Source organism: Denitromonas halophila (assembly GCF_007625155.1).
Taxonomy (GTDB): domain Bacteria; phylum Pseudomonadota; class Gammaproteobacteria; order Burkholderiales; family Rhodocyclaceae; genus Nitrogeniibacter; species Nitrogeniibacter halophilus.
In genome coordinates, this window is sequence record NZ_VMNK01000006.1 from 475799 (window position 1) to 487768 (window position 11970).

At 63.8% G+C, this 11970-nt stretch carries 12 protein-coding genes; 5 read left to right on the plus strand and 7 right to left on the minus strand.

Going from position 1 to position 11970, the window contains the following annotated elements; genetic code table 11:
* Window positions 1–96 precede the first annotated feature (96 nt).
* From FHP91_RS09390 to FHP91_RS09410, 5 genes are all read right to left on the minus strand, one after another.
* A complete protein-coding gene (locus FHP91_RS09390) occupies window positions 97–1287 on the minus strand; it encodes an acetyl-CoA C-acetyltransferase (RefSeq protein ID WP_144309312.1) in 1191 nt (396 codons plus the stop codon).
* A 40-nt stretch (window positions 1288–1327) separates the two neighbouring features.
* Window positions 1328–2467 carry a carbonate dehydratase gene (gene can / locus FHP91_RS09395; RefSeq protein ID WP_144309313.1) on the minus strand — a complete coding sequence of 380 codons (1140 nt, stop codon included), beginning with the start codon at window positions 2465–2467 and terminating at the stop codon, window positions 1328–1330.
* A gap of 91 nt (window positions 2468–2558) precedes the next feature.
* Window positions 2559–3731 (minus strand): isovaleryl-CoA dehydrogenase, encoded by a 1173-nt coding sequence (locus FHP91_RS09400; RefSeq protein WP_144309314.1) that lies wholly within the window; start codon window positions 3729–3731, stop codon window positions 2559–2561.
* A 32-nt stretch (window positions 3732–3763) separates the two neighbouring features.
* A complete protein-coding gene (locus FHP91_RS09405; protein WP_144309315.1) occupies window positions 3764–4222 on the minus strand; it encodes a PaaI family thioesterase in 459 nt (152 codons plus the stop codon).
* A gap of 67 nt (window positions 4223–4289) precedes the next feature.
* On the minus strand, window positions 4290–4700 hold the full coding sequence (locus FHP91_RS09410; protein WP_144309316.1) for a MerR family transcriptional regulator: 411 nt from the start codon (window positions 4698–4700) through the stop codon (window positions 4290–4292).
* 136 nt (window positions 4701–4836) lie between these two features.
* Here FHP91_RS09410 and FHP91_RS09415 point away from each other — a divergent pair, with 136 nt between their 5' ends.
* From FHP91_RS09415 to FHP91_RS09425, 3 genes are read left to right on the plus strand one after another with little or no spacing between them, the layout of a single operon-like run.
* On the plus strand, window positions 4837–5877 hold the full coding sequence (locus tag FHP91_RS09415; protein ID WP_144309317.1) for an MBL fold metallo-hydrolase: 1041 nt from the start codon (window positions 4837–4839) through the stop codon (window positions 5875–5877).
* An 11-nt stretch (window positions 5878–5888) separates the two neighbouring features.
* Entirely contained in the window at window positions 5889–7715 is a 1827-nt protein-coding gene (locus tag FHP91_RS09420; protein ID WP_144309318.1) for a PHA/PHB synthase family protein, read from the plus strand.
* Window positions 7716–7774: 59 nt separating this feature from the next.
* Window positions 7775–8209, plus strand: coding sequence for a putative toxin-antitoxin system toxin component, PIN family (locus FHP91_RS09425; protein ID WP_144309319.1), 435 nt, complete (start codon window positions 7775–7777; stop codon window positions 8207–8209).
* Here the strand turns inward: FHP91_RS09425 and FHP91_RS09430 are convergent.
* Both FHP91_RS09430 and FHP91_RS09435 read right to left on the minus strand, forming a co-directional pair.
* Entirely contained in the window at window positions 8206–9027 is an 822-nt protein-coding gene (locus FHP91_RS09430) for a helical backbone metal receptor (protein ID WP_144309320.1), read from the minus strand. The genes FHP91_RS09425 and FHP91_RS09430 overlap by 4 nt on opposite strands.
* A gap of 30 nt (window positions 9028–9057) precedes the next feature.
* Window positions 9058–9981, minus strand: a complete 924-nt coding sequence (locus tag FHP91_RS09435; RefSeq protein WP_186301490.1) for a LysR family transcriptional regulator — start codon at window positions 9979–9981, stop codon at window positions 9058–9060.
* Between the two features lie 99 nt (window positions 9982–10080).
* Between FHP91_RS09435 and FHP91_RS09440 the strand changes: the two genes are divergently transcribed.
* A complete protein-coding gene (locus FHP91_RS09440; RefSeq protein ID WP_144309322.1) occupies window positions 10081–11379 on the plus strand; it encodes a D-amino acid dehydrogenase in 1299 nt (432 codons plus the stop codon).
* A gap of 195 nt (window positions 11380–11574) precedes the next feature.
* On the plus strand, window positions 11575–11970 hold a 396-nt coding region (locus FHP91_RS09445), incomplete at its 3' end, for a TAXI family TRAP transporter solute-binding subunit (protein WP_144309323.1).

The window sequence follows — 11970 nt, forward strand, 5'->3', positions numbered from 1 at the left end:
GATGCAGCGCAGCGGAATCCGGGAGCGGTGGTAGATCAACCGACGACCCCGGATTCCGGCCTGCGGCCTTCATCCGGGCTACGCCGGTGTTCAGATTCAGGCCATCTCGATAGCCATCGCAGTGGCTTCGCCGCCGCCGATGCACAGACTGGCCACGCCACGCTTGAGGCCACGCGCACGCAGCGCACCCAGCAGGGTGACGATGATGCGGGCGCCAGACGCGCCAATCGGGTGGCCCAGGGCGCAGGCGCCGCCATTGACGTTGACCTTGGCATGATCGAGTTCCAGCTCTTTCATGGCGGCCATGGTGACCACCGCGAAAGCTTCATTGATCTCCCACAGATCCACGTCGTCCACGCTCCAGCCCACCTTGCCGAGCACCTTCTGCATGGCACCGACCGGGGCGGTGGTGAACCAGCGCGGCTCTTGCGCATGGGTGGCATGACCGAGGATGGTGGCGATCGGCTTGAGGCCGAGCGACTCGGCAGTGGACTGACGCATCAGCGTGAGCGCGGCAGCACCGTCGGAGATCGACGAGGAGTTGGCGGCCGTGACCGTGCCGTCTTTCGAGAAGGCGGGCTTGAGCGTGCCGATCTTGTCGAGCTTGGCCTTGAGCGGCTGCTCGTCCTTGACGACCACCACATCGCCCTTGCGGCTGGCGACAGTGACCGGTGTCACTTCCCAGTCGAAGCCGGTGCCGTTGATGGCGTCTTGCGCGCGGGTGGTCGAGGTGATGGCGAACTCGTCCTGCGACTCGCGACTGAAGCTGTAGTGGCCGGCGCAGTCTTCGGCAAAGGTGCCCATCAGGCGGCCATTGGTCTCCTTGCTATAGCGATCTTCCAGGCCGTCGAAGAACATGTGGTCGATCATCTGACCGTGCCCGAGGCGGTAGCCGCCGCGCGCCTTGGGCAGCAGGTAAGGCGCGTTGCTCATGGATTCCATGCCGCCGGCGACGATGACCTGATTGCTACCCGCGAGCAGCATGTCGTGCGCCAGCATGGTGGCTTTCATGCCTGAGCCGCAGACTTTGCTGACCGTCGCGCACGCGGTGCTCAGCGGTAGTCCGGCGCCCAGCGCGGCCTGGCGGGCCGGCGCCTGACCGAGACCGGCTGGCAGCACGCAACCGAGGATGACTTCTTCAACCTGCTCCGGCTGAAGACCGGCGCGCTCGACGGCCGCGGCAATGGCGGCCGCGCCCAGCTGTGCAGCGCTCAGGCTGGCGAGCTCGCCCTGAAAGCCCCCCATGGGGGTACGCGCGGCGGAAACAATGACGACGGGATCATTCATGCTGAACTCCTGATTCTCTGTTGGTTTTTTGGGGCACGGCTTAACGCAGTGCGTCGAGCGCCGCGGCGTAGCGCGGCACCAAATCTTGAGGGCGACTGACGGTCAGCCCGAGGTCGTTCATGAGACCGTCTTTGAGACCATATACCCAGCCATGCACGGTCAGTTGCTGGCCACGGGCCCAGGCATCCTGAACGACGATGGTCTGGCACACGTTGATGACTTGCTCAACCACATTGAGCTCGCACAGTCGGTCGTGGCGCATCTCGGGCGGCGTATCGCCAACCAGTGACATGTGCTTGGTGTGCACATCCTGCACATGACGCAGCCACAGGTCGACCAGGCCGACGCGGTCGCGATTGAGCGCCGCGCGCACACCACCGCAGCCGTAGTGACCGACCACCATGATGTGCTTGACCTTGAGTACATCGACCGCAAACTGAATGACCGACAGGCAGTTCAGATCGGTGTGCACCACCACGTTGGCCACGTTGCGATGAACGAAGACTTCACCCGGCAGCAAACCGACAATCTGGTTGGCCGGCACGCGCGAATCGGAACATCCGATCCACAGGTATTCGGGCGACTGCAGCTTGGCCAGCTTCTCGAAAAACTGCGGATCAACCTCGCCCATCTGACGCGCCCAGGCGCGGTTGTAATCGAACAGATGGAACAGATTTTCATTCATCACTGCCGCCTCCGACCAGCCGGAGAGATCGAGCGACAGGAAGATCGTGCCTTCGATCGGCGTCGGGTAGTAGGCCGGCGCTTCGGTAAAGCCCAGCTCGCGGTAGAGCTTTACGGCAATGCGCATGGCCGGCAGCGTGTCTAGCATGATGCGCTTGTAGCCCAACTCCTTGGCGGTGCGAATGGCCGCCAGCGCCAGATCGCGGCCGACACCCTGGCCACGCATCGACGGCTCGACATACAGCCGCTTCATTTCGCACACGCCGTCGGAGAACTTGCGAATGCCCACGCAACCGGCCGGCTTGCCATCCACCTCGGCCAGGAAAAGCCGCCCGTCCGGCGCCGAATAGGCGCCTGGCAAGGACGCCATCTCGGCATCGAAATTCTGGAAGCACAGGTCGACGCCCAGCCACGCCGCATAGTTGCGGAAGAACTGGCGCACTTGCTCCAGTTCGGCGGTATGGGAGGTGTCGAGGACGCGAAGTTGATTGGCCATAGTGACGCTCATGCAGGATTGAAGACAATCCGGAACGATACCGGAGGGCGGACGCGCACGCGCGAACGTTCGGTCGCCCGCCCCGGACTCATTACAGCGTTTCGGCGAACAGTTCGCGGCCGATCAGCATGCGGCGGATCTCGCTGGTGCCGGCGCCAATCTCATACAGCTTGGCGTCGCGCCACAAACGGCCGACCGGATACTCATTGGTATAGCCCACGCCACCGAGGGTCTGGATCGCTTCACCCGCCATCCAGGTCGCCTTTTCGGCCGAGTACAGAATCGCGCCGGCAGCATCCTTGCGCAGCGCGCGGGCGTGGTCGGCCCGGTCGCAGGCACGGCCCACGGCGTACACATAAGCGCGGGTCGCCATCCAGGTGGAGTACATGTCGGCGAGCTTGCCCTGCATCAACTGGAACTCGCCGATGGACTGGCCGAACTGCTTGCGCTCATGCACGAAGGGGACGACCGCATCCATGCACGCCGCCATGATGCCCAGCGGACCGCCGCACAGCACGGCGCGCTCGTAGTCGAGGCCGCTCATCAGCACCTTGACGCCACCGCCGACCGTGCCCAGCACGTTTTCTTCGGGCACTTCGACATCGTCAAAGAACAGCGGATAGGTGTTCGAGCCGCGCATGCCCAGCTTGTCGAGGTGGGTGCCGCAAGAGAAGCCCTTCATGCCCTTTTCGATAATGAAGGCGGTCATGCCTTTCGGGCCGGCGTTGATGTCGGTCTTGGCGTAAACCACGAGGGTGTCGGCGTCACCGCCGTTGGTGATCCACATCTTCGAGCCGTTGAGCACATAGCGGTCGCCCTTTTTGTCGGCGCGCAGTTTCATGCTCACCACGTCAGAACCGGCGCTGGGCTCGCTCATCGCCAACGCGCCCACATGGTCGCCGGAGATCAGCTTGGGCAGATACTTCTGTTTTTGCGCAGCCGTGCCGTTGCGGCGGATCTGGTTGACGCACAGGTTGGAGTGCGCGCCATAAGATAGGCCGACCGAGGCCGACGCACGCGAAACCTCTTCGAGCGCCACGATGTGCGCCAGATAGCCCATCTGCGTGCCGCCGTATTCTTCCTCGGCGGTCATGCCGTGCAGGCCCAGATCACCCAGCTTCTTCCACAGCTCGGGCGGGAATTCGTTTTTCTGGTCAATCTCGGCGGCGCGCGGGGCAATCTCGTTGCTGGCAAAGTCCCACACCGCGTCACGCAGCATGTCGATGGTTTCGCCCAGTTCGAAGTTCAGGCTCGGAATGTTCATCAATCAGTCTCCTCGTTCAGTCTCGTCCGGTGTCAGGCAACGCCCTTGCCGTGCATGGTCATTAGTGTCTGCTGCATTGTGGCACAGTGAATTTTCCCCGCTTCGCCAAGGACATACACCTCGGCACGGGACACCACCAGGTTCCGCCCGGAGCGCAGCACCGCCCCTTCGGCCACCAAGCGCTCGCCCTTGGCCGGGGCCATCAGATTGAGCTTGTATTCCACCGTCAGCACCCCGGCTTCGGGTGCCATCAAACTATAGCCGGCAAAGCCGCCAGCGTTGTCGGCCAGCGTGCCGACGATGCCGCCGTGGAAGAATCCATTCTGCTGTGCCAGCTCCGGCCGGTACGGCAATTCGATCACACACCGGCCCGGCTCGACCGACACCAACACCGCGCCAATGAAACCCATCAGCGGCTGCGCATCGAAGCTGGCGCGCACTCGGGCGGCAAAATTCGGGTCCCGCGGGGTAAAGATCGGTGCAGTGGCCATGGGGTCTCACTAAGGCTTTTGTTTACGTTTACGTAAACGTAAAGTAAATTGGAAAAAAAACCAAGGCCTACATGCCCTGGTTTTCGCTTTTGTCCGACGTTCGGTTGTTAAGCAGTTCGCGACACTGGCGCTCGAGCATGTCGATTTCGCCCAACACGACTTCGATATCCTCAAGCTGCTGGGCCAAAGCGGCACGCCGCTCGCCAAGCACCTTGAGAAAACGGTCGAGTTGCGGCTCGGTGTTGTTGGCACCGCCGTACATGTCGAGAATCTGCTTGATCTCGGCCAGCGTGAGACCGAGACGCTTGCCGCGCAGCGAGAGCTTCAGGCGCGTGCGATCGGCCCGGGAATACACCCGGGTGCGTCCGGCGCGATCAGGGGTCAACAAGCCCTGATCTTCGTAAAAGCGGATGGCGCGCGGCGTGATCGCGAACTCTCGCGCCAGCTCGGTAATTGTATAAGTACGTTCAGCGGTCATGAATGCTGCGCCGCAAGAAATCCCGCGGCAACCCGGTTAATTAATTGTTTTTTATGGAACAATCGCCGACTGGCGATTTATTCAGTTAATCAGAATTCAAACATCGAAGCAATCACCCCGGCAAGGAGAATCTGTCATGAACGCCCCTTCGACGCTGCATTTCCCCATCGACGAAACACCTGAGGCCGGTCAATGGCTGACGGTCGCACCGGGCGTCCAATGGCTGCGCATGCCCCTGCCCTTCGCACTGGATCACATCAACTTGTGGATCCTAGACGATGGCGATTCGGTCACGTTGGTCGACACGGGCTTTGGCCTGCCCGACATCCAGGCGCTCTGGGACGCAGCGCTCGACCGCCTCAACAAGCCGGTAGGCCGCATCATCGTCACCCACTATCACCCGGATCACCTCGGCCTGGCTGAGTGGCTGTCACAGCGCACCGGCGCGCCAATCTCGATGACGCAGGGTGAGTTCCTGATGGGCCACGCGCTGTGGCATCAACTGCCCGGCTTCAGCACCGAGGACATGCTCGCGCAATTTCGTCGCCACGGCCTCGACGCGACGCGCCTCGGCGCACTTGAGAAGCGTGGCAATCGCTACCGAAGCGGCGTACCCAGCCTGCCCAATCGTTACAACCGCCTGATCCATGGCGACCGCATCGCCATCGGCGGACACGACTGGCAGGTTATCGTCGGCTACGGCCACGCGCCGGAGCACGCCGCCCTGTGGTGCCCGACGCGCGATCTACTTATATCCGGCGACATGCTGCTGCCGCGCATCTCCACCAACGTCAGCGTGTTTGCTGCAACGCCTCATGACGACCCCTTACGGCGGTTTCTGGAATCAATCCATCACTTCAATGACTTGCCGGAGCGTACGCTCGTGCTACCATCACATGGCAGGCCGTTTCAAGGGATTCGCGCGAGAGTCAGTCAGTTGGTAACCCACCACGCCGAGCGCTGTGATGAGTTGCTGGCCGCCTGCCAGGAGCCTCGCACCGCAGCACAACTGCTCGAAACCTTGTTTCCCCGTGAGCTGGACACACACCAGGTGATGTTCGCAATGGGGGAAGCGATCGCCCACCTGAACTACCTCGCGCAGGGGAGGGACTTGCGCGAAGTCGATGACGGGGACGACGTGGTCCGCTTTATATCAACCGCTCTACCCAAGCATTGAGGATTGAACGCATGGCACCTCCAAAAGTAGAAGACAGGACTGTAGAACTGCCCGACCCGAGTGAGCTGGCCCAGACGTATTCCGAAGTGGCCCAGCGCGCCTCGCACCTGATCAGCGAGCACGTTCAACGCCAACTCAAAAAGGGCGTGGCGGCCCCGGCCGACGAACTGGGGATTGCCCAGGCGTTCATGGACATGATGGCCAAGCTGCTGTCCAACCCGTACAAACTCGCCCAGACCCAGATGAATCTGGTGTGGGATTATTTCTCGCTGTGGCAGCACTCCATGCTGCGCTTCTCCGGCATGCAGGCGCCCCCCGTGGTCACACCGGCCAAGGACGACAAGCGCTTCAAGGACGAGCAGTGGCAAGAGCACTTCATGTTCGACTTCATCAAGCAGTCCTACCTGATCACCGCCCGCCACATCCATGACACCGTCTGTGGCGTCGAGGGCCTGGAAGAGCAGACTCAGAAGAAGGTCAACTTCTATACCCGCCAGTATGTGGACGCACTCAGCCCGTCGAACTTCGCCCTGACCAACCCGGAAGTCTTCCGCGAGACGGTCAAGAACCACGGCCAGAATCTGGTCAAGGGCCTGAACAACCTGCTGCGCGACATCGAAGACGGCGGCGGCAACCTGCGCGTCAAGATGACCGACACCACCGCTTTCGAGCTGGGCAAGAACGTTGCCACCACGCCGGGCAAGGTCGTGTTCGAAACCGAGATGATGCAGCTCATCCAGTACACGCCTTCGACCGACAAGGTGCTCAAGCGCCCGCTGCTGATCGTGCCGCCCTGGATCAACAAGTTCTACATTCTCGACCTGCGCGAAAAGAACTCCTACATCAAGTGGGCCGTCGACCAGGGCCATACGGTGTTCGTGATTTCGTGGGTGAACCCGGACGAAAGCCTGTCTGACCGCAGCTTTGATGCCTACGTGACCGACGGCATCCTGGCCGCGCTCGACGCCATCGAAGAACAAACCGGCGAAAAAGAGGTTAACGCTGCCGGCTACTGCCTGGGCGGCACGCTGCTGGCCACCACGCTGGCCTACCTGGCCGCCAAGCGCAAGAAGCGCATCGCCAGCGCGACCTTCTTCACCACCATGACCGACTTCTCCGAGCCGGGCGAACTGGGCGTCTTCATCGACGAAGTCCAGGTTGCCAGCCTCGAGAAGAAAATGGCCGAGCGCGGCTTCCTCGAAGGTTCGGAAATGGCCGGCACCTTCAACATGCTGCGCGCCAACGACCTGATCTGGTCCTTCGTGGTGAACAACTACCTGATGGGCAAGGATCCGTTCCCCTTCGACCTGCTGTACTGGAACTCCGACTCCACCCGCATGCCGGCCAAGATGCACAGCTTCTACCTGCGCAATCTGTACATGGAAAACCGCCTGGTGCAGCCGGGCGGCGTCGAGATCGACGGCACGCCGATCGATCTGGGCAAGATCAAGGTGCCGTGCTACTTCATCTCCACCATCGAAGACCACATCGCCCCGTGGAAGAGCACCTATATGGGTGCGCGCAACTTCGGCGCACCGGTGCGCTTCGTGCTGGGCGGCTCGGGCCACATTGCTGGCATCGTCAACCCGCCGGTGGCCAACAAGTATGGCTACTTCGTGTGTGAAAACGCAGCCTTGCCCGAGTCCTCGCAGGAATGGTTCGACGAGTCGGTGCAACACGAAGGCTCGTGGTGGACCGACTGGCAGGCCTGGGTGACCGGTCACAACAAAGTGCAGGTCGAGGCCCGCGATCCGGCCCAAGGCAAACTAAAGGTGCTCGAAGAAGCGCCGGGCAGCTACGTCAAGGCGCGCATCGACAACGCCCAGAAGGCCGCCTGATCCTTGCAGTACCTGAGTGATGAAAAAGGGGCCATTGGCCCCTTTTTCACGCCCTGCCCATGACCGCCACCGTTCTCGACACCAACACCATCATGGCGCTGTGGTTCTTCAATGACCCGGCCCTGACTACCCTGCGCGACTGGATCGCCGCAGGCCACACACGCCTGCTGACCCGCGACGACGCGCTCGAAGAGCTGCGCCGTGTCCTCGCCTACCGGCAGTTCGCCTGCCCGCCCGAGCGCCAGGCCGAGATCCTTGCGCGCTACCGCACGCAAGCCGTCTGCGTCCCTGCAGCGGACACGCCAGCCGAACTGCCCCGCTGCCGCGACGCCGACGATCAAAAGTTTCTCGAAATTGCCCATGACGGCGAGGCCCGCTGGCTGCTCACCCGCGACAAGGCGCTGCTACGCTCTGGCCGCCATCGCCTGATGCGCGACCGTTGCCGCGTGATCACCCCCGAGGCCTGGCAAAAGGCCTTCGCCGACAGCGTCTAAGCGCGCGCGTCCGCCAACGCACGGCGCAGCGCCGCCAGGGCACGCAGCCCGGCCACCGCCCGGCTGCCATACCACGAGGTCCATTCCCCGTCGATCAGCTGCACCGACCGCCCGCACAGGGCAGTTACTTCGGCCACGTGCTTGTCCTGAAAGCGATAAGGCTCGGTCGACAACAACACCCGCTGCACACCGTCGAGCCAAGGCGCCTGCCAGTCGAAGCTCGGGTAGCGCTCGGCCGCCTCACGCGGCAGCGTGTGCCAACCGACCGTCGCCAGCGTGGCGGCAATATAGGTCTCGCGTGACACGGTCATCCACGGCTCACGCCAGATCAGGTAAAGCACCGACTCGGCCGGCAGGCTCGCGCCCACTGCACGCGCCTCGACCAAGGCCGCATCCAGCGCGGCGGTCAGCGCCTCGGCCGCCGGCCAGCAATCAAACAGATGCCCCATCAAGGCATACAAGCCGCGATTGTCTTCCGGCACCCCCGGATGGGTCACCACCACATTGGGCACGAACGCCGCCAAAGCCTCGGCCACCGGGCGCGGGTTCTCGTCCACGTTCACGATCACATGGGTGGGCGCGAGGTCGCGGATCCGGTCAAGCTTCACGTCCTTGGTGCCACCCACTTTCGGAACGCGGCGCAGCGCCTCGCGCGGATGGATGCAAAAGCCGGTGCGACCGACCAGCTGATCGGTCAGCCCCAGATCGCACAGCAACTCGGTGATCGACGGCACCAGCGAGACGATACGGGCGTTGCAGCCCAGGGCGGCGTGGTGCTGGCCGAAGGCGTCGGTGGGGGGCAAGACAGAAGAGGTCATCGCCGCATTCTAGCGTGACCGGTCGCACCGTTAACCGAGTACCATCCGCGTCGCCCCGGCCAGCGCATCGCCCTGCGCCGCGATGGCCAGACGCAAGCTCTCGACCAGCTGGGTGACCAGCACGGACGACGTCGTGCCCGCCGCGCGCATCAGCTTCAGCTCACAGGCAATGCTCGGCGCAATCGGCAGGCGCAGCACGTGGGCGGGGTCGAGGCCCGCCGCGGTAAAACTGTCCACAAACGCAAAGCCCAGGCCCTGAGTAACCAAGGTGGCCGCCAACGCGTAGGTTTGTACCCGCATCGCAATCGCCGGCTCCCAGCTTGCGGCGCCCATGGCTTGCGCCAGCCGCTGGCCCAGCGGGGTTTCTTCGGCCAACGCGATATAGGGCCGCCCATCCAGCCAGTCGCGCTCGGCCAGCCGCAACACGCCGCTGGCCCAAGCACGCGGCGCCACCAGCACGATCTCACCGCCGGCAATCGGCGACAGCTGCGTGGTCACCTGCGCTACCGGGTCGATCGCCAGACCGGCGTCGATCTCGAAGGCCATCAGGCCGTCCTCAATCTGACGGGTATGCAGCGCCCACACGTCGTAGACCACCTCGGGATGCATCGCCCTCAGCCGCTGCAGGGCGCCGGGCAGCACATGTGTCGCCAACGACGGCGTCGCCGCCACCCGGAGCAGGCCCGAAGCGCCGCGGCGCAGGTTTGCTGCCAGCGCGTCGACCCGCTCGATTTCACCATACGCGCGCTTGACCTGCGCAAACAGCGCGCCGGCCTCCGGTGTGGGTGACAGCCGGCCGCCAATGCGCTCGAACAAGGCAAAGCCGAGCTGCGCCTCGGTGTGCTGAATCACCCGCGACACTACGGGTTGAGACACATTCAGCCAGCGCGCCGCCGCGCTGGCCGAGCCGGTCATCATGACGGCGCGAAACACCTCGATCTGTCGAAGCCGCATCGGCACTCCATGTGCTGAGAACATAGTCAACGGCCACATTAACATGCTCACCAAGCATTGATCGCGGCAAACTGCGTGAATCAAAGTCTGGAGCGACACATGCATATCACCGTCATCGGCGCCGGCATCGTCGGCCTGGCCACCGCCTGGTTTCTGCGCAAGGACGGCCACACCGTCACCGTGATCGATCGTCGCGAGTCGGTCGGTCAAGGCACCAGCCAGGCCAATGGCGGGCAGCTGAGCTATCGCTACATCGCCCCGCTGGCCGACCCCGATGTGCTGCCCAAGGTGCCGGGCTGGATGCTGCAGGCCGACTCTCCGATCCGCTTCCAGCCGCAATTCGACGGCGCCCAGTGGCGCTGGATTGCCACCTTCATGAAAGCCTGCAACGCCAACGACAAGCAACGCACCGTGGCGGCCTTGCTGCCGCTGTCGCTACTCAGCCAACGGCTGGTGCATGACTGGGTCGAAGGCGAGGGCATGGACTTCGACTTCCGCCGGAACGGCAAGTTGGTGGTCTATCGCGACGCCGCCGGCTTTCGCAGCGCGCGGACACTGATCGAATCTCGCCCCGAGCTGGCCAGCCAGCAACACGCCCTCGAGCGCGCGGCCTGCCTGGCGCTCGAACCGGCCATTGCCGGCATGGGTGCCGACGTGGTCGGCGGCATTCACACGCCTTCCGAAGAAGCCGGCGACTGCCTGAAGCTCTGCCAGGCGCTGGCGGCGCGCATGCGCGAGGGCAACAACCCGGTCGAATTCCTGCTGGGCAAAACTGTCGACGCACTGATCGTCAGCGACGGCCGCGTCGCGGCCCTGCGCACCGCCGACGGCGACATCGCCACCGAGGCCTGCGTGGTCGCCGGCGGCGTCGAGGCCGTGGCCTTGCTGCAACCGCTGGGCATCGAGGTGCCGGTCTATCCGCTCAAGGGCTACAGCATCAGCGCGCCGATCACCGATGCCGCCAAAGTGCCAGAGATCAGTGTGACCGACTTCCAGCGCAAGATTGTGTATGCCCGCCTGGCCAATCACCTGCGGGTGGCGGGCATGGCCGACATCGTCGGGCATGACGAGAGCCTGCAAGCCGACCGCCTCGCCACGCTGACCCGGGAAACCCGCGACAATTTCGGCGCCGGCCTCCGGCTCGACAGCGTCGCGCCCTGGGCCGGTCTGCGCCCGGCCACGCCCACCGGCCGCCCCATTGTCGACGCCACCGCCCTGCCCAATCTGTGGCTCAATCTGGGCCACGGCGCACTCGGCTTCACGCTCGCAGCCGGTTGCGCGCAACTGATTGCCGACCGCATCAGCGACCGCCAACGACCCATTCCGGATGAGGACTTCACCCTCGCCCGGAGCCGGCCATCCGGCTGGCGAAAAACATCCAGCGCCCCAACCGTCTGAGCCCGAAGAACCCCGGCCGATCGTCGCCGAGCCGCACTGGCAAAGCGTCTTCACGGTTTGGCATTCGCCTGACCATTGTGTAAAGTTGCCCTGTTTGGCGGCGCCGTCTCACCGGCGCCGCACACCGTCGGCCGCCTACCCGGAACCCGACCTCATTCTTCGCAGTCAGAACACGACCCACAAGGAGTCCATCAGATGAAGAAGCTTACCGTTCTCGCCGCCGCCCTCGCCCTCGGCGCCGGCTTTGGCACCCCGGCCCAGGCCGAAACGAAGTTCGTCACCATCGGCACCGGCGGTGTCACAGGCGTGTATTACGCCGCCGGCGGCGCCATCTGTCGCCTGATGAACAAGGACCGCGCCAAACACGGCATCCGCTGCTCGGTCGAGAGCACCGGTGGCTCGGTCTACAACGTGAATACCATCCGCGCTGGCGAGCTCGACTTTGGCGTGGCCCAGTCCGACTGGCAGTACCACGCCGTCAAGGGCACCAGCAAGTTTGCCGAAGCCGGCCCCAACACCGAGTTGCGCGCCGTGTTCTCGGTTCACCCCGAGCCCTTCACCGTGGTCGCCCGCGCGGACGCCAACGTCAAG